The following is a 22441-nucleotide window of genomic DNA, read 5'->3' as shown; positions in this document are numbered from 1 at the left end:
TCTTCATTTATTGATAGTTGTATCGCCAAACTTTTTAGTTGCTTCCTCAAGTGCAATCTTTGCATCGGAATGTGCATATTTTGTATTGCCGATAATTTGGAAGTCTTCATGACCTTTTCCTGCAAATATGATGATATCCCCTGCATTTGCTTGCTCAATTGTATGCCGTACTGCCTCTTCCCTATCCCCTATACAAATGTACTGATCATGTGGCATCGTGGCACTCAGTTCCGATAGGATGGACTCATACGGTTCGTCTCGCGGATCATCCGTCGTAAACACGACATAATCAGCAGCTGCTGCTTTTTCTCCCATAATTGGGCGCTTAAGACGATCCCGGTTACCTCCTGTTCCAATCAAAAAGAGAAGACGACTTCCTTCCTGTTTTAAAGGGTGTACAGTAGCGATGGCTTTTTCAATTGCATCTGGTGAATGTGCGTAATCGATAAAAATCGTCAATGGTAAAGAAGTTTCCACCTTTTCCAAGCGACCTTTCACTGTCGATACATTCGCGATGAGTGGTAAAATATCTTCCGTCTTCAATCCTTTTGCATATAACGCCGCAATGGCAGCTAATGAATTATATACGTTAAACTCTCCAATCAATGGCATCGTGACAGAGAATATCCCATCTGGGGCTTGTAATTGAAATTTCGTACGGTTAGACTGCATCTCGATTGCTGTCGCTTGAAATGAAGATTTTACGTGAATCCCATATGTAAAAATCGGGAAAGAAGTCATTTCGATCATTTTACTACTCCACGGATCATCTGCATTAATAATGGCAAACTTTTGCTGATCCAGTTGCTGACCGAGTTGTGCAAACAATAATCCTTTTGCCGCACTATAATTTTCCATCGTTTTGTGATAATCCAAATGATCATGCGTCAAGTTAGTGAAAATCGCGATATCAAATTCTGTTCCCGCCAGTCGACCTTCAACCAAGCCGTGTGAAGAGACTTCCATGATCATCGATTCACAGCCTTCATTTGCTGCTTGTGCGATCATTTGCTGAGTAGTTAAAACGTCAGTCGTTGTATTTTCTGTTTCATAAAGAATATCATTTAATTTAAAACCAATCGTGCCCGACACAGCAGTCTTTTCATCTACCTGTCGCAGCATGTCATGAATGATGTTGCCGACACTTGTCTTGCCGTTAGTACCTGTCACGCCAATCATCTTCATGCGCTTTGAAGGATACTGATAGTACTTAGATGCCAATAACTCGATCGCTTTTGCTGTGTTTTCTACGTATACAACCGCTGTACGCTCTTCATCAATTAAAATAGGTTCAGACGCCACAATAACGCGGGCGCCGCTCAATAGGGCTTTCTGTGCGAATTGATGGCCATTTACAGTGTAGCCTTTTAGACAGACAAATACCCCTCCATCTTGAACAGCTCTAGAGTCTACCGCCACATCCGTGATATTCTCAGGCAATGTCCCTTTTATTGTTTTTACAGGCAGTACGGATAGCAATTCTTTCGTATTCATGTGATTTCCTCCAGTGAGTTGGTGAATAGCCTTAATCATTATAACAAATAAATGAATTTCACTAAAAAGGCTTTATTTATTGAAAAAATGAAGTACTAATTAATTAATCAATTACTAGTATCATACGCGTATTTTCTTATCACATCCACCTAAAACCTCATACATTGAATATTGAATGAAGAGTATTAAACATGTCAAAAGAACAGACTACTGCTGTCCGCCATTCTACATATCTACTTTTTTGAACAGCCGCAGGATCTCATCCCAGTATTTGATCTAAACAATAAAGTCATAGATTACATGATACTTCTCTTCTTCCTATAGTAGAAGTCATTAAAAAGATATTTATTGACCACAAAGGCACTCTACTGGTCGAAAGTCAGCAGAGTGCCTAGACAATAATTCGCTTTCTGTTAGCGAAGGAAACGCTTCACTAATTGCAGTTTCCCTTTGTATGGTGGAAATGCTAGGGGCACCGAAACGACGGTGCTCTTTTTCATCATCGATTTAGAATGGGTGAACGTTTCAAAACTCGCTTTGCCATGGTATTGATTCATTCCGGAAGGCCCTACTCCACCAAACGGTAAATGAATGTTGGCAACATGCGAGACCGTATCATTGATGCAGCCCCCACCAAACGGTAGTGCTTCTATAAAGTGATTAGCTGCTTCATCGTTTTCTGTGAAAAAGTAGGCAGCTAACGGTTTAGGCAACGTACTAATTTGTTGTATCGCCATCCCTAAATTATCATACGGAAGTACAGGCAAGATCGGACCGAATAATTCATCTTGCATACTTGCGCTATTCCAATCGGATAATACCAAAATCGTCGGTTCAATATATTTATCTGCGGCGTCTGTATGGCCGCCTTCTACGATATATGCTTGATCTTGTTCTAATATTTTTGCCAAACGATCGAAATGACGATCTGCAATTATACGACCGTAGTCCGTACTCTTCTGCGCATCTTTTCCGTAAAAACGATGAATAGCGTTCTTCATTTCTTCTACTAATTCATCGTGAATCAATACATCAGCCAGTACATAATCTGGAGCTACACACGTTTGACCTGCATTCATAAACTTACCCCAAACAATTTTCTCCGCAGCTTTTTTAATATCTGCCGTATGGTCGACAACCGCTGGGCTTTTCCCACCCAACTCCAGTGTAAATGGAGTTAATCTTTCCGCACAAGCCCTCATGACGATTTTCCCTACGTTTGCACTTCCCGTAAAGAATACATAATCAAATGGTGCTTGTAACAACAGTTGCGTCTCTTCTTTGTAACCATGGACAACTGATACATACTCGGCAGGAAAAATACTTGACATGATTTTGTCCACGACAGCTGCCGTATGTAGTGCATCCTCTGACGGCTTCAATACTGTACAATTTCCTCCTGCTATGGATCCTACAAGCGGATCAAGCAATAGTTGGAATGGATAGTTGAATGGTCCAATAATCAAAGCCGTTCCATACGGTTCCTTCACGATAAAACTCGTTGCAGGCTGCAGATGGAGAGGTGTCTTCACTTTTTCAGGCGTTGCCCATTCATCCAAGTGATCTATCATGTGTGTAATACTGGACAAGACGAAACCTATTTCTGATACATACGCTTCAAGTGGATGTTTGTGCAAGTCTTTATGCAAAGCTTCCAAAATTTCTTTTTCATGCTTTTGAATTGCTTTGTATAGTTTTTCCAGCATCATGATTCGGAATGAAATACTACGCGTCACACCCGACACATAATATTGTTTCTGTTTGTTCATAATCATTTCAAGTTCTAAGTTCGTCATTGCCAAATTATCCACACTCCTCATAATTGTTGTTATTATCAGTCTATCATCTTATGCACCAGAAAAAACTTCAGACGAATTATTCGTCTGAAGTTTCTACTTAATTATTATATTTTACTTCTCATGAGTCGCAATGAATTTAATACCACTATGACAGTCGCACCCATATCCGCCATGACCGCCATCCATAATGTTAGCCAGCCTGGAATAATGAGCAACAACGCAATCACTTTTAATCCAAGCGCGATTGAGATGTTCTGTACTATAATTTGTTTCGTGCGCGAACTCAATTTGATTGTATACGGAAGCTTTTCCAAGTCGTCCGCCATCAATGCAATATCCGCTGTTTCCAGTGCCGTATCTGTTCCCGCACCGCCCATCGCAATTCCAACATTCGCTGTAGCTAACGCTGGAGCATCATTCACTCCGTCTCCTACCATGGCTACTTTACCGTACTGCCCCAATGATTTGATCATCTCAACCTTTTGATCAGGTAACAATTCCGCTTTGACTTCAGTTAAGCCAAGTTGCGCACCGATCGCTGAAGCCGTTGATTGATTGTCACCAGTAAGCATTACCGTCCGCTTACCCATTTCATGTAGCTTTTGAATAACTTTTAGACTACTTTTACGAACTTGATCTGCAACTGCAATGATTCCTTCTAGGCCAGCTTCAGACCAAACGAGCATCACGGTCTTACCTTGTTTTTGTAATGTTAGAATCTGCTGTTCAATCGCCTCATCCATAGCATGTAGTTCTTTGAATAGATTTGGACTTCCCACGTGTACCAAATGCTCTCCAATCTTGGCTTTTGCACCTTTACCGGTAATAGACTGGAATTGATCCACCGCAAGCAACCCAACCGGTAATTTCTCTGCTGCCCGCATAATAGAGGATGCCAATGGGTGTTGGGAGAATTTCTCGATAGAAGCAGCTTGTTGCAATACTTCATCTTCCGTTAATGACGAAACCGTCAAAACATCTGTTACTTCCGGACGTCCTTCAGTCAACGTACCCGTTTTATCGAAAGCCACGACTTTGATTTGGCCCGTTTCTTCTAAATGAATGCCACCTTTTATTAACACACCATTACGCGCTGCATTTCCTATTGCGGTCACGATTGCAATCGGTGTCGAAATGACTAATGCACAAGGACAGCCTACTACTAGTACGACAAGTCCTTTATAAAACCATTCGCCCCATATTCCACCCATTAAAAGTGGAGGTATAATCATGATCAATAAGGAAATAATTAAAATAGCTGGTGTATAATATCTCGCAAAACGATCGACAAATTGTTGTGTCGGTGCCTTTTCCGCTTGTGCTTCTTCGACTAAATGAATGATCTTGGCAATCGTCGTATCTTCAGCAAGCTTTGTCACACGTACTTGCATTGCACCTTCTTCATTCAACGTACCTGCAAACACTTCGTCTCCAAGGACTTTGTGGACAGGTACAGACTCGCCTGTAATAGCAGCCTGGTTAACCGAAGAATCACCTTGGATCACTTCACCATCCATCGCAATCTTTTGTCCTGGTTTAATTAAAATAACATCATCAATACGTAAATCTTCTACATCTACTTCAAATTCATTACTTCCACGGAGCACAATTGCTGTAGTGGGTGCAATTTCAATTAATGATGTAATGGAATTTCTCGCCTTATCGATGGAGTAACTTTCCAACGCTTCACTAACCGAGAAAAGGAACACTACTACCGCACCTTCAGCCCAGTCACCGATCAGTGCGGCTCCAATCACTGCAATCGTCATCAATGTGGACATATCGAATTCAAGTTTAAAAAGATTCGTTAATCCTTCTTTCATCAAACTGAATCCACCAATTAGAATGGCGGCTAAAAACAATCCGACGGACAGCCAATTATTATCACCATTTGCGGTAGACACTGCATACCCTGCCAATAGTAGAATTAAGGAAGCAATTGTCGTTTGATTTTCACGTTTTTTCCAAAAAGGCATATGCTGTTTAATGATCCGTTGCTTTTCAGGGAACACTTTAATACCGTCAAACGCTCCTGCTTCTTCCAGTTGTAAGATCGAGGCATCACCCGCGACCGTTAATTTAGAAGCGCCGAAGTTCAGTTGAACATCTTCTACAGTAGAAATTTGACGAACATTCTTCTCAAACTTCGCAGCACAACTTGTGCACGACAGATTCTGTAAGCGATAGACATTTTTCTCAGAAGCCATGTAACCAGTCCTCTCAAAAAATTCATCATTTTTCAGGTTTTCTTCATTCAACCGTTCATTTGATTGATTAGTTTTAGTATATGCAATGAATGACTTTCTGTCAATTCATACATTCAAATATCAGTTTGAATGTCAAGTTATAAAAAAGCAGCCCCTTGGATGAGCTAAGGGACTGCAAATGACATGATTCATTATTTAGAACGCGCAACAAAGATCTGTGGTACTTCTGCTTCAAATCGAACCAATTCGCCCGTACGTGGATGCAGGAAGGCCAATGCCGTCGCATGAAGCCCTACTCTGCGTATAGGATTGCCAGTAGCACCGTACTTTTTGTCTCCTATCACAGGATGACCCAATTCTTCCATATGTACTCGAATTTGATTTTTTCGACCCGTTTCCAAAAGAACCTCCAACAATGAAAAGTTTTTGTTTGCCTGAATTCTTCTATAATGTGTAATCGCATGCTGCCCGCCATTGTCAGTCGGGCTTGAATAGACTCGAAATGCACTATTTTCAGTTAACCATGAATTGATAGTACCCGATTGTGTACGTACTTTTCCTTCTACAAGTGCCGTATACAAACGTTCCTTTACGGATTCATTCCACGTGCTTTGTAAAGCTTGCTGAGTTTCTTCATTTTTAGCAAACATCATGACGCCGGATGTATCTCGATCCAGTCGATGCACAACAAAAATCCGATTCTCGGGATGACTTCTTTTAACATATTTCGTAATTTCACGATATGCTGTCTGATCTTTTTCTTTTTCCGACGCAACAGAAAGAACACCTGCGTCTTTATTGATTACGATAAGATCCTCATCTTCATGCAGAATAGCTACACCTACTAATTGAGACACATTTATAGCGGCTTTGTTACTTTGTATTTCAACCGTTTGTCCAGGTTCTAATGACTGATTATGCTTTGTTGTCATGTGACCATCCACCATAACTTGTCCACGTGTAAGAACTGATTTAACGGAATTCCGACTACTTTTTGACATGATCTTCAATAAATATGGCAATAATTCTATTTGTTCTTCCACTATATATTCTTTTACATTGGATGTTTCTTGTTTTCTTTTCATCAAAACGTATCCCTCCTGCTTACCTACATGCTTATTTGTACTTTAAGTATACACCGTGCGACCTATGTGTGTATTGTAATTATATTTTGCCGAAAATAGTAAAGACTATCTGAAATCAAGACATAAAAAAACAGCCCCTAGACATTCGGTCTAATAGGACTGTTTATTGTTATAAACCGTGTTCCGACGGTAAATAACTTAGGTTTGGCACCTATGACCCCGACTGGGCTCGAACCAGCGACCTCCACCCTGTCAATGTATCTGTCATCATTATGCCTATCTATAAGAAACCCTATATAATGCCCTTAATTGCAACTTTCATTTTTAAGTGTATCAATTTTTTCAAGCTATTTATAGCCTTTTATCAGAATTTTAACCCCAAATTAACCCCAAAAGCATGCAGCGCCTAAAAACCTTAAGTACGATTATTTGTAATTAAGTTTGAATATCTTCAATTTTCATAACCATATTAACAATTCTTGAACCACCTGGTCCTTGCTTCGTTTCAACCTTTTTAAAATGATATTTGTTAAAAAATGATTCAGATGTTGGTAAAGATTCCAACCAGACAAAATTCACACCTATCATTTCTGCCACTTCCCTACATAAATCCAAAGCGAATAATAGCAAAGTGATTCCCAAACCTTGCTTTTCAAACTTTTCATCTATTCCTATGTAATGAATTCTGATTGCTGGATAAGAGGAACCTTTATGTATTGCAAAAGCTTGGGCATCCAGGCTTCTTTTAGCTGTTTTTGTAACGATAACCTGGTCTGCAAATAATGTGAAAAAACCTATTAATTGATCTTCGAAATAGAATAAATGGGTATGTGCGGAGTTCACTCTTTGAAGTTTTAATGCATCATTTATTAAAAATTCTTCCACTTGCTTTTCGGAACATCGAAAAAGGCCAATATCCGATACATTCTCATCTGAAAGGGATACTGACCTTATTCTTTCTAATTCTATTTCAGTGCTTTTCATTAAACTTATCCTTCATTCTTCTTATTCGTCTAATTGTATCTAATTGAGAGCGTAATTCTGACATTTCAGGAGAGTTATCTTTTTTTTCACTCTCCGCCCAATTTATAAATTCTTCTCTTTTTTTCAAGTCATCGAATGAAATTCTCACTGGTTTGGTTTGTGTAGCTGTAGCCATTTCATCCTTCCCCTTTCATTGAGCATACGACCGTCACCCGCCTTTCAGGTAAAACAGTATATGCCATCGCTTACCTTTATTATACTTGGTTTATTCCTGTTTACAATGGTAACGAAACATTTTAACTAGATTTCTATTTTCTTTCTTCATAATTTAGAACATTATTAGATACTATCCATCTGTTTTTAGGACGTATATCTCTCTTGTATTAAAAACTTGGACAGTCCCATGGTCCGATATTGAACCGCATGAATACATCACTTCAATTTTGGAGACATCTCTCACTCCTGGATCTTCAGTAATGAGATTGGTCCAAAATTGGACCAACTGAAAAAAAGAACTATCTCAAGGTCCAATTTTGGACTGTGCAAATATGCGTTCACCTATACGGAATTTCCGTATTGCTCCATTATCGGAACAATCTTCATTTCAACAAGCATGAATTTCAAGGCGTCACATATCATGGGCTGCTATCCTTTCTTATCTTGTAGATGAAATAAAAGTAGGTGCGGAAAAACTGCAAGATACCGTACAGGATTTTGTTATTAGTAGATGGGATAAATGAAGATGTATGAAAAAAGCACGTCAAACTTTGCATAAAATCAATTAAGCACCCCTCCTATTAATAACTGGAGTAGGTGCTTAATAATATTTTACATATTTGCTAATCGTAATTTTAACATCGGTACAAATTCATTAATCATTTCAGTAGTAGTCACTCCACGAGAGTTAAAGTTCTCAATAACCACTGTAACTCCACCATTCCCCATACGCTTGCTGTTTTGGTTATTATGCACTCGACTGTTAGCAGGTAGATCAACAATCTCTGGACCCGCTTCTCCAACTAAATAACGACCCGACGAACCAATACGTCCGCCTTGTTCTCTACCACCCTTTAATGAAATATGCGTGTGATCCAAGTGTCCACCGTATGGATAAGGCTTCCACGGTCCACCACCATAACTAATCATATTACGAGCGATAACATACTTTACTTGCGGGTTTTTTTGCGCTTCGAGACCTGCCTGCCACATACCTTGTGGACTACCGGCAATATCATATGCATTACCTGTTGCGTGGTCACTTGGATTCCCGTAGGCTGTAACAGCGCCAGGACGGAAACCGCTTGTAATACGCAAATTATGCTTTTTAGCCAGTTGATTTACTAAACCTTTACCACCCATATTGATAGTGTCGCTAGCGTCACCTGAAAACCCACCTGTGAAGAAACCTTTGATTGATTCGAGAGTGTTAAGCGCTCCTCCTGCAAAACCCTTAAATACGCTTTTTCCTAATGCCAATAAATTATCGGCATTAAGACCATTCACTAAGCCTTCTACAATCCATATACCCATTTGCTTAAAGTCTTTTGAAGGTGAACCCATATTAAGTGCTTCCATAAAACTTTTCTTTAAATTGTTACCTAGCTCCTTCATGCCGTCTAAAGCTTTTGAAGCATAGTCTGCAATCCCTTTACCAATTAGACCAGGTAAATCTTTAGCTGTTTGTACAATGCTCCCGAACTTCTCGACTACCTTATCCTTCATTTCAGTGGCGAATGTGACTACTTTCTCTTTCGCTTCACCAAACTTCGTCTTTAATGTGGCAGACAATTCTTTTGTTTTCGCTGTTATAGTATCCCAGTTCTTCCACAGGACGATACCAATCGCAACTACTGCACCTATGGCAATAGCTACCCAACCTAATGGAGTAACTGCCATTGCGGCACTCATTAACTTTGTCGCAGCTGTAACTCCTACGGTAGCAAGAGTCCATAATTTTTTAGCAGTCGTAACCGTTGTAACAGCCAATTTATATGCTCCGATTGCAGTAGCTATACCAACAACAATAGGCATAATCAAAGGCCATTTTTCAGCTACAAAGTTATACATGCTTGTAGCTTTATCCAATACGCCTACAACGGCATCAGTAACTAATGGTAAGCCGTTTTCGCCAAGCCAACTAATAGCGGGTTTTGCTAATTCGAAAGCACCTTTGATTTTATCACCTACATCCACAGCGATACCTTTAAGGTTTTCTAGTGTAGGTGCATTATCGGAAACTGCTTGCTTAATTGCATCTAAAGCAACTTTTCCTTTTTCTTTCATTGAAGTCATTACGCTGCCTATCGTGTCAAACCCACTGGATACAAATTTCTGTATTGCGGGTAGCTTGTTTATTCCCCATTCCATTAATGTTTGGAAGAAAGGCATCATACCAGCTACACCTTTTTTACCTAATGCTTGTACACCTCTGGTCAAGTTATCCCATGTGTCGTTAAACTTTTCAGCCGCACCTAACGTATCTTCTCCGATGACGAAGCCTAATTCTTTTGCGTTCTTTTGAGCGTCTTCCATTGAGAGTGATCCGTCTTGTATTGCTGGCATTAACTCTTGTGCAAGTTTAGTACCAAACAACTCGGATGCAAGCGCTGCTTTATCTTGTTCGTTTGTCATCTTAGATAAAGCGGTGATTGATTGAGACATGGCATCTTCTGTGGATAGTGTGCCTTTTTTCACAGCGGTCATATCAATACCGAGCGCTTTTAAAGCTCCAGTGTACTTCTCATTACCGCCCCTAGCTTCACCGACACGCTGATTCAGTCGTTTCATTGACTTTTCCATGTTGTCTGTAGATACACCGTTTTGACCTGCCCAGTAATCCATCTCTTGATAGAAGTCAGATGTTACACCCATTTTTCTAGATGTCTTCGCCACATTGTCAAAACCATCAGTTAGCTTTTTAGTTGCGGCAAAAGCTACACCAAGACCAGCAACGATAGCAGCACCACCAACAGCGGCACCTTTAGCCACATTCTTCATTGCTTTACCTGCGTTTTTACCGAATTCTTTGACCGTGTTTTTAGAATGCTTTATTTGTCGCTCCATATCCTTTGTGGAGGATGTGGCTTTTTTAGCATTAGCGGAGAAATCTCTATCTTTCAGCGTTAAAACAGCGGATATAACTCTATTTCCAGCCATTATTCATCACCTCTTTCGTAAATATATCTTCTACTTGCTGAAATATGTCGTGTAGTGAATTATCGTCAAACTGTTTGATCCACGTCTTAGGTCGTTTTATTGTGTGGTCTGCTGTTTTCGCGAATGCCCATATAATTTGCAATGCCTTCTTATTATTTTTACCGTTTTTGAACATTCCATCATCAGCGAGTTTTTCATAAAGATCTAAATCCTTTTCTAAGTTGCGTTTAAATGTTTTTTGGTATACTTCCAATGTTTCTTTTCCGATAGCTAATGGAAATGATTTTTCTTTTAATTCAACTACACCAAGTTCCTTGATATCCATTTTCTCACCACCTTTCAAAAGAAGCAGAAGAGGTTGCTTGTTCTTCTTTCTTTCGCTTCCTTCTGTCTCGCTTTAACCTTTCAAACATCCAGTAGACTTCGTACCTGTTGTTTTCTGCAAGACTTGCTTGATGAGCACCTGATCTAGTGTTTTTGATTCTAGCCATCTATACACATCCTTTAGTAAAGTTAAAGGGTCATGCATTTATCACATGACCCTAAACGTCTGTTTTTACAAGGTTATTTGCAGTTTCTTTCGATTGCATTGATGACTTCATATACTTTTCCTGCTAGAGAGTGTTGCATAGGAGTTGTAAACCTCTGAATAGCTTTTAAGCTTCCACTATCAACAGGTAGTTTTAACAACTCTTTTCGATCTTCAATACTCGCTTTTAGCGTAACGTGATGGAAGTTGGATTCCATTTGCTCAATTTCCAACATTTCTTTTACCATCGGACGTACTGATTTCTCAAATTTGATTAATTCTTCTTTTAGCTTTTTATCGAGTTTTTTATATTTATCGTGATATGGTTTGAACTCTTTGTTATACGCACCTATGATTTTCGGTGTTTCGCTTTTCAGAACTATTTCCTCCATCTTTGGACGTAATTCAAATTCCGTTTCCACCGATTGCTTTTCATTTTGAAGAGTTGAAATCTCACGAGTAATCTTTTCGTGTTCATCCATAGTTTCAACTGTTTTTAATCGCTCTTTTGCATTTTCTAGTTTCTTGTTGATTTCATATTGCTTTTTAAGCAATCTACTTACGTCCGATACTTCATTAATCTTCCTTGAAATTTCTAAAGTTTCCTGCATTCCCTTTGTCATTACTTAGCACCTGCTTTCATTTTGGCGATCTCTTGAGATACCATAGATAATAATGAATTAATATGATGTACATCTGACATAGCGGATTTATACCATTCTTTTCTTTTTTCTTCAGTGAAGTCGTTACTCATCGGCTTCTTATCAGCATGGTATTTCACAACATCCACAAGTTGTTTCCCGATTCGCTCATGGATCACTTCTGTTTCATTAGTCAAATCGAGTAACGGACTATAACCGTTCTCCTCCAAATATTCTTTAGCTTGTTTTTGATTTTCAGTTAGTTGTTTTGTCATGATTAATTTTCCCCTTTCATATTTAAGAATGCTTTTACAAGCGGATTAGCAACAAGGTTATTTTGTTTTTTATCTACTGGATTTTCACTTGCTAATTTACGTTCTAGATCATCCGGAACATTTTGATATTGATTTAATAGGTTACGGTCAATACTTGCAGCCGCATTAACTGGACGTATCATTTCATCGGCAAAACCAAAACCGATAGCTGTCCGGCAATCTAACCACGTTTCTTCATCCATTAATCTAGTCAACTCTTCTTTTGAAATGTTTAGACCCTTTTCGATATAAGCTACTTTCAAAATTTCCGTGAGTTGTCTCAATACATCAGCCTGTTTTGTCATTTCTCTATGATCTCCACTTGCGGCAGACCAAGCGTTATGAATCATAATGAAACCATTTTCAGGCATGTACACTTTTGACGCGGCCATAACTATCATGCTTGCGGCTGAAGCGGCTAAACCGTCAATGTATGCAGTAATAGTTGCTGGATGACGTTTGAGCATGTTGTAGATTGCGGCTGCCTCGAATACCATCCCCCCTCCCGAATTAACATGAAGCTCGATTTCTTTTACATTACCTAGACCATCCAATTCTTTTTTGAAAGATATAGCGCTGGTGTCCTGATCGTCTCGAAAATCTTCACTCATGATATAACCGTAAATGTAGATCTCGGCTTTGTTAGAGTTCTTCTTAACAAAATTAAAATACTTTTCTTTTTCCATGGTCAATCAACTCCTTTTATTTTCACACTAAATCATCTGCTGAATATCGCGGAAGACCGTCGATTTCCTTATCTATGAAATTAAATGTCTTTTCGATATTCATGATAGATGAATTCACCTTATTCATTTCAGCCAGCAAAGGATGAGATTTCAGGAATGACTGACTTCCATTCTTCACCAGGATAGACACACCATCTTTTTTCACAGTTCGTTCCATACGTCTGTATATCTCAATGTGCTTCAAGTACCTACCGACTTTTTCAGTTTCCACAGGGTTACTCTGATCTATGCGAGATAGCAGATAAACCTTGATACTATTGAGTCCAACGTCAATCCGGAACGGCTTCATTATTACACCACCCCCTATACGCGATATTTTGGCAATAAATCTGGTTAAAAGACTCCCCTACCGGTGTAGGGATAAAAAAATAAAATCTCGTTTTTTTTTGACGGGGGGAGTGTTTTCGTTTGCTGTTTCATTCAGCAAAAACTATTTACCATTTTTCATCAGCTGCCCATTTGTTTTCTCTTTTCACAAATTCTTTTCCGTGAATAGCGTTGTGACAGGCCAAGCAAACTGTTAAAGTGTTGTCCAAGTTCAAAGCTAACTCTGGATGCGTTTCAATCTCTTTAATGTGATGGACGTTGAGCGCTATCTTCTTCCGCTCACCTTCAACCTTCACTGAATCCAGATGCACTCTGCCTTGCCGTCTGCACTCCTGGCATTCATAACGGTCACGCTTCAATGCTTGATTGCGTATGCCGTTCACACCTCGCCAAGCTGTTGACTGATAGAACTTCATCTGTTGTTCCTTGGTTGTGTATGTGTCGTGTGTAGTGGTCATAAGTACACCTCCGATTACTTACATATTTACTATTTACTTTTGCCGCCTCACTTCAATCCAAGTCTTGTCATGAGGTCTTCACTCAACGCTCTCTGCTCTTCGATGTGTCGCTGATGTTCTTCCTTGGACATGAATACCTTCACACGTCCTACCATGACAGGAACGCGACCTAGTGCCGCCTGCTCTTCTTCCTCTTCTCGGTCTGCTCTATCTTCCTTCCTTTGTTCATCGCTCTTGAATACTTTCTCTATCTTGTTCAGATTCTTCTTCAATGCTTGCCGTAACGTTTCATAGTCCACCTTGTTATGGTGCATGAAGTACTGGGTGAGTATCCTTCTGGATGGTTCATCTAGACTGGCCATGATAGATCGGAAGGTATCATGTTCTGCATATAGATTGGCAATGCGCTTAGCGAACGCTCTCTTCTCATCAATGATCATGAGTGCAATGTTCTCCGTACCTTTCACCATGCGGTCCTCTGGATCATAGCTAACCACTCCATAGCTGAACTCATACAGCTGTTCATAGTGTGCAGCCTGTCTATCCTTCATTCTCTTGGCTAGATGCTTTGACTGTGCGCCCATCCACAGGTTATACATCACACTCCTAATCCTCGCTTCTTCCTGGTCCATTGTTTTATCTGGACTGTCAATCTCATCCGGCTGAACTTCATATATAGTTCCGGCTGTTAAATCTTTTATTTGCTGACCAAATGATTCAGATAAGGTTGATTGATTCATGCTGCACACCTCGCTTTACTTTTTACGTTGAAGGGGAAAGTTCTTTTCAAATTGTTTTAATTCTGTATGTAACCTTTCGAAAGTTGATATAGTTTCTAAAATCTTTGCATGTTTGTTGTAAATATACTGAACGGTATATCCTAGATTTTCCGCTACTTTATTTAGTGTGAGTCCTTCTGCATACCGCATTATTAAAATCTGATTCTCTAAGTCATCGAAAGACTTTAAAATTACTTTGAACTGTCCTTCTCGATATAACCGTTCGTCCAATTTCTTTCGTACATCAACGATTTCTTTCTTAGGTAGCTCTGGATCAGTCAGTTTGAATTCCAAATAATAAATATCATTGCGTAATTTTAGATAATCGCCAATCCACAAATTCACTTAGCTCACCCCTGTATTTATTTTTCATTGCACCGATTAGATCCGCATGAACTTTTTGAATGTAACCACTCCCACAGTTCAATGAGTGAGCAACTTGCTCTAAACTCAATCCATCAATATATTTCAGTTTAAGAACTCTACTTTCAATACCTTTGAATTTACTTATCAATTCCAGGAAGTCTGCTTCATCATTCTTTTTAGCAGCTATATATTTTTCAAGTTTTCTGATGTCCGGATTGTCTATTGAATTTAATCGCATTTGCTTTAAATCAATTTCTAACACAGTGATCTCTTCTTGCAGCTCCCAATAATCAATAAGGAAGTTCATAATTGAATACCGTACTTTTTAGCTAAACGGATATTTTCAGCATTCTCTCGATCTATCACCAAATCATAAGTAGTTCCTTTTAGCAGATCGAGACAATGAGCAGATCTATTACCTTCCGATGCTGAATGGATATGTCGCTTTTTGCAAATCACGCATTTTTCTACCACAGAATACAAACTAGTAGGCTTTTCATATCTCGTTTCTTTGAGTGTTACGATGTTTTGTTTTGTCAATTCAATCACTCTTTTCTTAGTTATTTATAAGAAGTCTTTATAATCTAGTTCTTTCATCCTTTCTTCTAAGGATTGGTGCCAGCCGCGACGGTTATGCATTGAGCGTATTCTCTTTATTTGCTTAGCTGAAATGTTGTGAACCCACCGATCACCCTTTATTCCTGTTTCTTTCATCACCATGTTCATATCATTACCGCTGATGTAAAAAAACAAATACTCAACCATTAGCTTTAGATTCTCACTCGAACGCGGTTTTTGAATACGCTGCAAGCCATTACACCAATTTACTAAGAAATCAAACTGGTCTTTCGTTAAATTTGTATTTTTGTACATTTATACGGCTCCTCATCTCTTGTTTGGGTACCTTTAGAGGTTGTTTTGGTACTTTGGGTACTCGTTGGGTACCTACTGAACCTTGCCATACCAATGCTTCAACCTATCCGGTACCCAAAGTACCCTGTTTCTCCAAGAACATAGGATATATATTTATTAAGTGATATAAATGAAGTTACTGTCATGAACATATTAAATAATTGGGTACTTTGGGTACTTTGGGTACTTATATAGTAAAGACGTTGATATAAAGCTGTTTCCAGAGGTACCCAAAATGAATTTTATTACCTTACTGTTGTGTACTTTGGGTACCTTTAAGAATTAATCCTCTTCCTCAAAATCAAATCCCATTTTTTCTATAATTTCAGGATTAAAAGCTACAGGTCTGTATTTTTTCCGCAAATGTTTAAGCTGTCTAGTGTCAGTTTTCTTACCATCACGATCAGCACTTAACGTGATTCCTCTTCTCAGCCATTCACTCCTGATCGCGTTCGTTTCAACTCCCAAGAATTCTTTTAGATAAGCTGGCAACAAAAACAGTGTTCCGTCTTTATAAATTGCTTTCATTTCCATTTTCGACTCATACTTTCCCGAAATGCACTCTCTGGAAGCGTCTAAATCAGTTAATAATGCTTCTAACATTTGCATAGGCTTGTCTATCGACTTGTTTTCTTCCATAATTTCATCAAATAATATTTCCAACCAACCTAGATCCAGTGGTGCATCGAAGAATTTCATTAACAATCCTGCTGTGAAATAAATAGCTGAATAATGTCTGGCTATTCTGGACACTACTTCATTTCCATTACTTTTCTTCTGGAACATGGCATTATGTTCATAATAAAGAGGGAGTAACTCTTTCTTGTTTTGATTCCAATGTTCGAGAAATTCCAAGCCGACAGTTCCGTGATTATTCTCTATCCCTTTATAAAGTTCGCTGAAGAAGGTATGATCCGAGTCCTTAAACGGCAATCCTTTTATAGGTAACACACGTGCAGCCGCTCCACCTGCTCTTTCTGCGTAATCCAATAGGGATGTTTCTCCAGTAGAAAGCATTAGATTATTCCATGAAAACTCTTTCTGACTGCCTGATACACTACCTCGCCCCTTAGAACGTCCACCACTAAAGTTGTATATAAACCTTTGCAACTGCCTTTCATCTGCTTTCATGCTGTCATCTAAAATCATTGGAAAACTGTTCAGGAACGCTGATTTGCGCTCAAAAGAAACTGCTGTACCATTCCATTCGGAAACAAGATGTTCAGTTCCCCACACACTTGCGGCCGCCTTCAATACAGTTGTTTTACCTTTTGAAGTAGGTCCGGATAAGTCAATAATGAATGGTCCTAACTTCAAATCTTTCAAAATAACCGATGTAAACGAAGAGACAAGCATTAATAAAGCTTTTGGATGCGGCTCAATCAACTTCAATACATTTTCAATCCACCCTGCACTACTTCCTAATGACTGGAACGCTTCAAATATTTGTTTCTCTCCTACGTCACCAGGTAGAACTTCCAACCCATCTGTCTGCAATGGATGGACAAATGAATTATCAATATGCCCTAATCTTTCAACCATTTCAGTAGATGGCACATTATTCAGTAGCAGAAACTTATCAAAAAAACTAATCAAGTTTTTTGCGTTGTTATCATTTACAGCTAGTGACATATTGGATATTTTCTTTAGTTCAACCGCTGTTGATATGGTCAAAGCAGGAACAATTTCTTTATATAAACGGCCTTCATTCTGCCAACATAGTTCATAGTAATATTCAGATCGTTCAATATTTGTTAATGATCGCGTGATGATCGGGAACGTTCTAATTAGATGGACAGGAAAAGTTATCTTGTTTTCTCCTTTACCTTCAGAAACAATAATATATAGTCTGCCATCCCTTACTTCAAAGCCCTCGGGTATTTTCACACTAATACCGGAGGGGTGGTCTACAGCTTCAATTTCAGTTCTCTGTATCTTCTTTCGTTGTCTTTCAGCCAAGTCAATGATTTCGACAGGTGGTTTTGTCACTATTTACCCCTCCTTTCTATTTCTTTTCTTGCAATACTTGTAATAACACCGTCTAATTCTTCCCGATTCATTGGTGGATCGTTTCGCTCATTCCATAAATGAAGCATCTCGTAAACTAGCAATAGGTCCACTCGTTTAGAAAGTAAATGGCCAACAATAGAAGTAGCCGCTGGATTACGTCCTTCACCTTCCGATAGACCCTGCATGAGCTTTTGCCAGTGCGATGATGGTTGTGCAATGGTGTCTCCATCAGATAGCCGTATAGGCTTCTTTAATAGATTAGTAAGCCATTCTGGTGCATCAGCAATAGGTACATCCAGTGGGCGGCTAGACAATTCCCACTCATAGCATGAACCTGACTCATGAACAGATGGCGCAACCACTACATACCCACCATCTCCGCGAATGTCTAAGCCAGGACGAAAGTTCACTTTGTTTCCTATACCACTCTGATAGTTGAATAAGTAATGATTGCCACCAGATCCAGTAATCGATTGAATGGTTTCAGGTAGTTGATCGTGCTGTTCTTCTAACTCTTTCAGCGTTTCTCGACCATCTACTTTGTGAATATCCACATCAAGAACAAATATGCCAGATTCAAGACCTGTCCGAACTCCAATATTTGCTCCTGGATAATCAACTGTCCACCACTGTTTGATTGTTTCAGGATCATTAGTAGCAGATTTCAAACCATTGTGCGGAATAGGATGCTTTGCTATCTGCTTGCAATCAGGATTGCTACAAGTACACTTCCCTGCATTCAAACTATGCACAGGGAATACATGCCAATTAAATAGTTTTGCGTAAGCTAACGATGATTTGAGCATCTTTGCGTTACGCATATTTATATTGATTTCATGGATTGGTTTTGTTATGATTGTTGACATTAGCTTCAGTCCTTTTCTCAAAAGATGCACTCTGTCCCAGATGGCCGATTCAGACGTTAAGACATTTTTCGCGATGACGTCCAAGAATAATCGTCCTATCATCAAGACACAACGTGCAATTTCTTGATGACTGCGCTACAATAACCCTTGTAAAATGCTTGCTTAAATTCCATTGCAGTGGATTTTAAGCTTTTTTTATTTGCTCTGATTCGTCAATTTTCGCAATTACTCCAGCGATCCACGTTTTTACTTCTTCATCTGATTCAGGATCTCTGCCAAATTCAGAAACAAACGCCTTACGGTTATAGCGCATAGCAATCTCATTGTCTTTTTCTGGTGACATAGTTTGTAATTCTGAGTAAGGGTAAGAATGACTTGCTTGATCATCAAGAGTTGCGGTTACTTCTTGCATTTTTTTGTGAATCTCGGTCAGCTCTTTCTCCAAGCGGTAAAGCAAAGCGTCAGCCACTTTAAGAGTGCTGTGATTATCCCAAAGGAAATACTCCTGTAACCCTTTGTATAATTTGGCATCTGCGTCTTGTGTCATTTGACTGATTTCAGATTGAGTGTGTTGAAACGTCTCCAAGAAAAGTCCTAAGTCTGTGATATGGTCGTGTAGTTCTTCAATTTTGTATTTCATGCTCTTTCCTCCTCGTTTATAATAAAATTACCTTCATCATCCACAAAACTTCCCAATACTTCGTATAACCCTTCCACTGCGCTGTTCATTATAAAGTCGAGATAATATTCCCTGGAGACCTGATACGGACGATTTGAACCGTCTTTCTGAATTTCGTAAAGCGTATATTCTCCATCTTTCAAAATTGCATTTTTAAGCATATCAGCGATGTCAAAGATGTTAAAAACACCATGTTCCCCTATTAATTTTTTCGTGCCGCTGTTTTGAGTAACAGATTTCTGACCTATTTCAAATGCTTTTAATAAAGAAATCGCTTTTCCTTCCCCATTGTCCAGGATGCCACCTAGTGCTGTATAATCTGAATCAGAAAGTTCTACACCGTTAAAAAGTTCTGTTTTTGTCATCGTTATTTCCCCCTATTCGTTTTTAAAATCCCTCAAAGGCTTTGTGTTTCTATTCGATTCATCACTTGGCATTGAATCTAACCCAGTACCCATCTATAAAGTAATCGCTAGAATAAAAGTGATAACCGTCAAGCTACCGTAAAAAATATTAATTGCCAGCGTGTTCGCTTCTGGTGAATCGGTTCCAGTTAGTACGTTTACGAAATCTTTCATTGTGGATCACCCCCTTTTCCGAAAAGAGATCATTTGGCTATTTGCTCCATCTGGTATTCTCCGCGTGTCCAAGATTCCAATATGTCTCGATTGAAGAGAATTTTTCCCCTCACACGAAAATGTGGCAATTCATTTTCACGGCAAGCTGTGTAAATAGTCGTAATAGATGTACCAAGAAACTCCGCCGTCTGTTTGACCGTCATGATTTTGTTTTGCATTTTCATCTCTCCTCCTTTCATGTTTTTACTATCTGTAAGTAATGTAACATCAATTCTTACTAACTGCAAGTAAAATTAGTAATTTAACAAACAATTTACTAATTGTAAGCAAAAGACTATACTGTTGATTAAGGAGTGATAATGATGAACATAATGGAATTTGGCGCGTACTTAAAGTCGTTAAGAGAACAGAAAAGCTTAACTTTGACCGAGCTCGGCGATTTAATTGGCTATTCAAATCCCTACCTTTCTCAGATAGAGAACGGAAAGAGAAAAGCCATGCCATCACCGGAATTACTTGGAAAGTTATCCGAAGCCTTGGGGGTTTCTTACTTTGACTTAATGTCGAAGGCCGGTCACTGGCAGCCCATGGATGTTGAAAACTTAATCGAAGAACGTAATGAAAAAACCACTTTTCATCGTATGGAATTGAACATGTTAGAAAAACACACCCTTGATTACTTAGAGTTAAAGAAAAACTTACAAAGAATTAATGAGAAGATTTCTAACAAAGAGACGTCTTCAGAAGAAATTAACAAATTAAAACATGGTTTAGAGGACTTTTTTTACCAAGAAAAAATATTAAATGAAAGAATAGAAGAGAGAATGAGTAAAATTAACAACCTCACTATTGAGATTCAACAACTGAATTCAGCAATAGAAGATGCGATAGATTACGAAGGCGCCTCCGAAATGCATCATTTAATAGAAGATTTTGTAATAAATAAGGAAAAAATACTTTTAGATACACTTTTAAAAGACAGTCAAAACATTTACTTCAACGAGAAAAAAATATCTAATCATCAACGTATACAGTTACTTAGAATAGCCGAAATACTTTTTAGCGAAGAATTAGAACAGGAGTGATCCACCATGGCAAACATTGAAAAGCGCGGTGATAACTCGTACCGCTTCACTGTCACCGCTGGAAAGGATGCAAATGGTAAGTACATTCGTAAAAGGATGACTTATACTGTCACGGAAAAGTTCACACCCAAAAAGTTAGAAGAACATTTGAAACATGAGTATTTAAAATTCAAGGAAGAAGTGCTTTCAGAATCATACATCGCTCCCGAAAGGATGACTTTTGGAGCATTCGTGGAAGAGTGGAAGAAGAACTTCGCAGATAAAGAATTATCAGAAACGACTTATATTAACAGAATGACTGTTTTAAACAGCCACATACTCCCCGTGATCTCGCATGTTAGAATGGATCAATTTAAACCTTTGCTATTGGCTGACCTATTGAACGGATTAACCAGGAAAGATGGAAAAGAAGGTGATTTGTCTGTTGCTTCAAAAGTGGAAGTGTACAAAACGTTGAGTAGCGTCTTTAAATACGCTGTGAAGTGGAAAGTAATCGCGCTAAATCCAATGGATGGTGTTAATAAACCATCGGATAAACAAGCACCGCAATCAGACGAATTAAATGTATACGAACCGCATGAGATTAAAGCCTTATTTGTAGCTGCTGAAAACGAACCTATTTACTGGCAAGTATTTCTCACTCTCGCTTTAACCGCAGGACTGCGCAGGGGCGAATTGTTGGGGCTAGAATGGGGCAAAGTGGACAAGCTGAATAAATGTATAGATGTATCAACAACCATTGTAAAAGGAAAAGCCGGGGCGCTTATTAAGCATCCGAAAACTAGAAAGTCTAATCGCATTATTACATTGCCTGATTCCACAATGGATGAACTGGATCGCTTTCGAAAACATTGGATAAAAGAAAAGTTGCGAATGGGATCAGGATGGATTGAAAACGAAAGAGAATGGTTATTCTGCAATGAAAACGGAACACATTTCTACCCCGATACACCAAGTACCTGGTGGAAACGATTCACTGAACGCGCTGAACTGCGCTATATACGGTTGCACGATCTCCGGCATACATTCGCTACACTTCAGATAGCAAGGGGCGTACATGCGAAGGTGATAGCTGAAAGGCTTGGACATTCTAAAATCAGTACCACAATGGATGTGTATGGTCATTTGTTACGTTCGGCAGATCAAGACGCTGCATCCACACTTGAAGGTATAGGACCAGTTAGAAATAAACAGGTTGAATAATAAAAAGGTTAATTCAAAACGGCAAACACATACTACATTTGCCCGAAATGGATTAACCTTTTTTTATGTTCATATCATGATTTACAATGCTTTATAACAATTTTTAGCCCCAATTTAGCCCCAAGACATAAAAAAACAGCCCCTAGACATTCGGTCTAATAGGACTGTTTATTGTTATAAACCGTGTTCCGACGGTAAATAACTTAGGTTTGGCACCTATGAC

Annotated in this window: 26 protein-coding genes; 2 read left to right on the top strand and 24 right to left on the bottom strand. The window is 39.0% G+C overall.

All coding sequences use genetic code 11. The features are described 5' to 3' along the window. Nucleotides 1-3: 3 nt before the first annotated feature. The 24 genes from CSV76_RS00125 to CSV76_RS00015 form a co-directional block, all read right to left on the bottom strand. Nucleotides 4-1494 carry a UDP-N-acetylmuramoyl-L-alanyl-D-glutamate--2,6-diaminopimelate ligase gene (locus CSV76_RS00125; protein ID WP_085428488.1) on the bottom strand — a complete coding sequence of 497 codons (1491 nt, stop codon included), beginning with the start codon at nucleotides 1492-1494 and terminating at the stop codon, nucleotides 4-6. Nucleotides 1495-1907: 413 nt separating this feature from the next. Further along, nucleotides 1908-3296: an aldehyde dehydrogenase gene (locus tag CSV76_RS00120; RefSeq protein WP_369823257.1), complete on the bottom strand. Its 1389-nt coding sequence runs from the start codon at nucleotides 3294-3296 to the stop codon at nucleotides 1908-1910. A 101-nt stretch (nucleotides 3297-3397) separates the two neighbouring features. After that, nucleotides 3398-5500: a heavy metal translocating P-type ATPase gene (locus CSV76_RS00115; RefSeq protein WP_099624442.1), complete on the bottom strand. Its 2103-nt coding sequence runs from the start codon at nucleotides 5498-5500 to the stop codon at nucleotides 3398-3400. Between the two features lie 191 nt (nucleotides 5501-5691). Then, nucleotides 5692-6585 (bottom strand): RluA family pseudouridine synthase, encoded by an 894-nt coding sequence (locus tag CSV76_RS00110; protein WP_085428486.1) that lies wholly within the window; start codon nucleotides 6583-6585, stop codon nucleotides 5692-5694. A gap of 435 nt (nucleotides 6586-7020) precedes the next feature. Beyond that, on the bottom strand, nucleotides 7021-7569 hold the full coding sequence (locus CSV76_RS00105) for a GNAT family N-acetyltransferase (RefSeq protein ID WP_099624441.1): 549 nt from the start codon (nucleotides 7567-7569) through the stop codon (nucleotides 7021-7023). Beyond that, complete coding sequence (locus tag CSV76_RS00100) at nucleotides 7556-7744, bottom strand: hypothetical protein (protein WP_099624440.1); 189 nt, start codon at nucleotides 7742-7744, stop codon at nucleotides 7556-7558. Before CSV76_RS00100 ends, CSV76_RS00105 begins: the two co-directional genes overlap by 14 nt. Nucleotides 7745-8397: 653 nt before the next feature. After that, complete coding sequence (locus CSV76_RS00095; RefSeq protein ID WP_099624439.1) at nucleotides 8398-10725, bottom strand: phage tail tape measure protein; 2328 nt, start codon at nucleotides 10723-10725, stop codon at nucleotides 8398-8400. After that, complete coding sequence (locus CSV76_RS00090; protein WP_099624438.1) at nucleotides 10712-11050, bottom strand: hypothetical protein; 339 nt, start codon at nucleotides 11048-11050, stop codon at nucleotides 10712-10714. The genes CSV76_RS00095 and CSV76_RS00090 overlap by 14 nt, the downstream gene beginning before the upstream one ends. A gap of 4 nt (nucleotides 11051-11054) precedes the next feature. After that, on the bottom strand, nucleotides 11055-11216 hold the full coding sequence (locus CSV76_RS17175) for a hypothetical protein (protein WP_158232718.1): 162 nt from the start codon (nucleotides 11214-11216) through the stop codon (nucleotides 11055-11057). 73 nt (nucleotides 11217-11289) lie between these two features. Next, nucleotides 11290-11865 (bottom strand): hypothetical protein, encoded by a 576-nt coding sequence (locus CSV76_RS00085; RefSeq protein ID WP_158232717.1) that lies wholly within the window; start codon nucleotides 11863-11865, stop codon nucleotides 11290-11292. An 11-nt stretch (nucleotides 11866-11876) separates the two neighbouring features. Then, nucleotides 11877-12170: a hypothetical protein gene (locus tag CSV76_RS00080; RefSeq protein WP_099624436.1), complete on the bottom strand. Its 294-nt coding sequence runs from the start codon at nucleotides 12168-12170 to the stop codon at nucleotides 11877-11879. A gap of 2 nt (nucleotides 12171-12172) precedes the next feature. Beyond that, complete coding sequence (locus tag CSV76_RS00075) at nucleotides 12173-12895, bottom strand: head maturation protease, ClpP-related (protein ID WP_099624435.1); 723 nt, start codon at nucleotides 12893-12895, stop codon at nucleotides 12173-12175. A gap of 22 nt (nucleotides 12896-12917) precedes the next feature. Continuing rightward, the gene (locus tag CSV76_RS00070) at nucleotides 12918-13244 is read right to left on the bottom strand and encodes a P27 family phage terminase small subunit (protein WP_233204374.1); all 327 of its coding nucleotides are present in this window, start codon (nucleotides 13242-13244) and stop codon (nucleotides 12918-12920) included. A 145-nt stretch (nucleotides 13245-13389) separates the two neighbouring features. Then, nucleotides 13390-13740: an HNH endonuclease gene (locus tag CSV76_RS00065; RefSeq protein WP_099624433.1), complete on the bottom strand. Its 351-nt coding sequence runs from the start codon at nucleotides 13738-13740 to the stop codon at nucleotides 13390-13392. Nucleotides 13741-13787: 47 nt separating this feature from the next. After that, nucleotides 13788-14480, bottom strand: coding sequence for a hypothetical protein (locus CSV76_RS00060; RefSeq protein ID WP_099624432.1), 693 nt, complete (start codon nucleotides 14478-14480; stop codon nucleotides 13788-13790). 15 nt (nucleotides 14481-14495) lie between these two features. Further along, on the bottom strand, nucleotides 14496-14864 hold the full coding sequence (locus CSV76_RS00055) for a sigma factor-like helix-turn-helix DNA-binding protein (RefSeq protein ID WP_099624431.1): 369 nt from the start codon (nucleotides 14862-14864) through the stop codon (nucleotides 14496-14498). After that, nucleotides 14824-15147 carry a BAR domain-containing protein gene (locus tag CSV76_RS00050; RefSeq protein WP_143560338.1) on the bottom strand — a complete coding sequence of 108 codons (324 nt, stop codon included), beginning with the start codon at nucleotides 15145-15147 and terminating at the stop codon, nucleotides 14824-14826. The genes CSV76_RS00055 and CSV76_RS00050 overlap by 41 nt, the downstream gene beginning before the upstream one ends. 41 nt (nucleotides 15148-15188) lie before the next feature. Next, nucleotides 15189-15425 carry a hypothetical protein gene (locus CSV76_RS00045; RefSeq protein ID WP_099624429.1) on the bottom strand — a complete coding sequence of 79 codons (237 nt, stop codon included), beginning with the start codon at nucleotides 15423-15425 and terminating at the stop codon, nucleotides 15189-15191. A 24-nt stretch (nucleotides 15426-15449) separates the two neighbouring features. Then, a complete protein-coding gene (locus CSV76_RS00040; protein WP_099624428.1) occupies nucleotides 15450-15758 on the bottom strand; it encodes a hypothetical protein in 309 nt (102 codons plus the stop codon). A gap of 321 nt (nucleotides 15759-16079) precedes the next feature. Next, nucleotides 16080-17786, bottom strand: coding sequence for a DUF927 domain-containing protein (locus CSV76_RS00035; RefSeq protein ID WP_158232716.1), 1707 nt, complete (start codon nucleotides 17784-17786; stop codon nucleotides 16080-16082). Continuing rightward, nucleotides 17786-18775 (bottom strand): bifunctional DNA primase/polymerase, encoded by a 990-nt coding sequence (locus CSV76_RS00030; protein ID WP_099624426.1) that lies wholly within the window; start codon nucleotides 18773-18775, stop codon nucleotides 17786-17788. Before CSV76_RS00030 ends, CSV76_RS00035 begins: the two co-directional genes overlap by 1 nt. A gap of 82 nt (nucleotides 18776-18857) precedes the next feature. Continuing rightward, a complete protein-coding gene (locus CSV76_RS00025) occupies nucleotides 18858-19313 on the bottom strand; it encodes a hypothetical protein (RefSeq protein WP_099624425.1) in 456 nt (151 codons plus the stop codon). After that, entirely contained in the window at nucleotides 19310-19717 is a 408-nt protein-coding gene (locus tag CSV76_RS00020; RefSeq protein WP_099624424.1) for a hypothetical protein, read from the bottom strand. The genes CSV76_RS00025 and CSV76_RS00020 overlap by 4 nt, the downstream gene beginning before the upstream one ends. A gap of 242 nt (nucleotides 19718-19959) precedes the next feature. Beyond that, a complete protein-coding gene (locus CSV76_RS00015) occupies nucleotides 19960-20148 on the bottom strand; it encodes a helix-turn-helix domain-containing protein (RefSeq protein WP_099624423.1) in 189 nt (62 codons plus the stop codon). A 144-nt stretch (nucleotides 20149-20292) separates the two neighbouring features. On the opposite strand from CSV76_RS00015, the gene CSV76_RS00010 reads away from it, so the two are divergent. Both CSV76_RS00010 and CSV76_RS00005 read left to right on the top strand, forming a co-directional pair. Beyond that, the gene (locus CSV76_RS00010) at nucleotides 20293-21015 is read left to right on the top strand and encodes a helix-turn-helix domain-containing protein (RefSeq protein WP_158232715.1); all 723 of its coding nucleotides are present in this window, start codon (nucleotides 20293-20295) and stop codon (nucleotides 21013-21015) included. 6 nt (nucleotides 21016-21021) lie between these two features. Beyond that, nucleotides 21022-22218 (top strand): site-specific integrase, encoded by a 1197-nt coding sequence (locus CSV76_RS00005; protein ID WP_099624421.1) that lies wholly within the window; start codon nucleotides 21022-21024, stop codon nucleotides 22216-22218. Nucleotides 22219-22441: the final 223 nt, after the last annotated feature.

The organism is Sporosarcina sp. P17b (genome assembly GCF_002743115.1).
Classification (GTDB): Bacteria; Bacillota; Bacilli; order Bacillales_A; family Planococcaceae; genus Sporosarcina; species Sporosarcina ureae_C.
This window is presented reverse-complemented; position numbering and strand designations above follow the sequence as displayed.

What these genes read in the sequence shown, in the direction of transcription:
- CSV76_RS00015 (WP_099624423.1), bottom strand. Translation starts at nt 20,148, where the DNA reads ATGCAAAACAAAATCATGACGGTCAAACAGACGGCGGAGTTTCTTGGT.
- CSV76_RS00065 (WP_099624433.1), bottom strand. Translation starts at nt 13,740, where the DNA reads ATGACCACTACACACGACACATACACAACCAAGGAACAACAGATGAAG.
- CSV76_RS00095 (WP_099624439.1), bottom strand. Translation starts at nt 10,725, where the DNA reads ATGGCTGGAAATAGAGTTATATCCGCTGTTTTAACGCTGAAAGATAGA.
- CSV76_RS00100 (WP_099624440.1), bottom strand. Translation starts at nt 7,744, where the DNA reads ATGGCTACAGCTACACAAACCAAACCAGTGAGAATTTCATTCGATGAC.
- CSV76_RS17175 (WP_158232718.1), bottom strand. Translation starts at nt 11,216, where the DNA reads ATGGCTAGAATCAAAAACACTAGATCAGGTGCTCATCAAGCAAGTCTT.
- CSV76_RS00020 (WP_099624424.1), bottom strand. Translation starts at nt 19,717, where the DNA reads ATGACAAAAACAGAACTTTTTAACGGTGTAGAACTTTCTGATTCAGAT.
- CSV76_RS00070 (WP_233204374.1), bottom strand. Translation starts at nt 13,244, where the DNA reads ATGAAGCCGTTCCGGATTGACGTTGGACTCAATAGTATCAAGGTTTAT.
- CSV76_RS00115 (WP_099624442.1), bottom strand. Translation starts at nt 5,500, where the DNA reads ATGGCTTCTGAGAAAAATGTCTATCGCTTACAGAATCTGTCGTGCACA.
- CSV76_RS00075 (WP_099624435.1), bottom strand. Translation starts at nt 12,895, where the DNA reads ATGGAAAAAGAAAAGTATTTTAATTTTGTTAAGAAGAACTCTAACAAA.
- CSV76_RS00005 (WP_099624421.1), top strand. Translation starts at nt 21,022, where the DNA reads ATGGCAAACATTGAAAAGCGCGGTGATAACTCGTACCGCTTCACTGTC.
- CSV76_RS00090 (WP_099624438.1), bottom strand. Translation starts at nt 11,050, where the DNA reads ATGGATATCAAGGAACTTGGTGTAGTTGAATTAAAAGAAAAATCATTT.
- CSV76_RS00030 (WP_099624426.1), bottom strand. Translation starts at nt 18,775, where the DNA reads ATGATAGGACGATTATTCTTGGACGTCATCGCGAAAAATGTCTTAACG.
- CSV76_RS00025 (WP_099624425.1), bottom strand. Translation starts at nt 19,313, where the DNA reads ATGAAATACAAAATTGAAGAACTACACGACCATATCACAGACTTAGGA.
- CSV76_RS00105 (WP_099624441.1), bottom strand. Translation starts at nt 7,569, where the DNA reads ATGAAAAGCACTGAAATAGAATTAGAAAGAATAAGGTCAGTATCCCTT.
- CSV76_RS00080 (WP_099624436.1), bottom strand. Translation starts at nt 12,170, where the DNA reads ATGACAAAACAACTAACTGAAAATCAAAAACAAGCTAAAGAATATTTG.
- CSV76_RS00040 (WP_099624428.1), bottom strand. Translation starts at nt 15,758, where the DNA reads ATGTACAAAAATACAAATTTAACGAAAGACCAGTTTGATTTCTTAGTA.
- CSV76_RS00060 (WP_099624432.1), bottom strand. Translation starts at nt 14,480, where the DNA reads ATGAATCAATCAACCTTATCTGAATCATTTGGTCAGCAAATAAAAGAT.
- CSV76_RS00110 (WP_085428486.1), bottom strand. Translation starts at nt 6,585, where the DNA reads ATGAAAAGAAAACAAGAAACATCCAATGTAAAAGAATATATAGTGGAA.
- CSV76_RS00085 (WP_158232717.1), bottom strand. Translation starts at nt 11,865, where the DNA reads ATGCAGGAAACTTTAGAAATTTCAAGGAAGATTAATGAAGTATCGGAC.
- CSV76_RS00125 (WP_085428488.1), bottom strand. Translation starts at nt 1,494, where the DNA reads ATGAATACGAAAGAATTGCTATCCGTACTGCCTGTAAAAACAATAAAA.
- CSV76_RS00010 (WP_158232715.1), top strand. Translation starts at nt 20,293, where the DNA reads ATGAACATAATGGAATTTGGCGCGTACTTAAAGTCGTTAAGAGAACAG.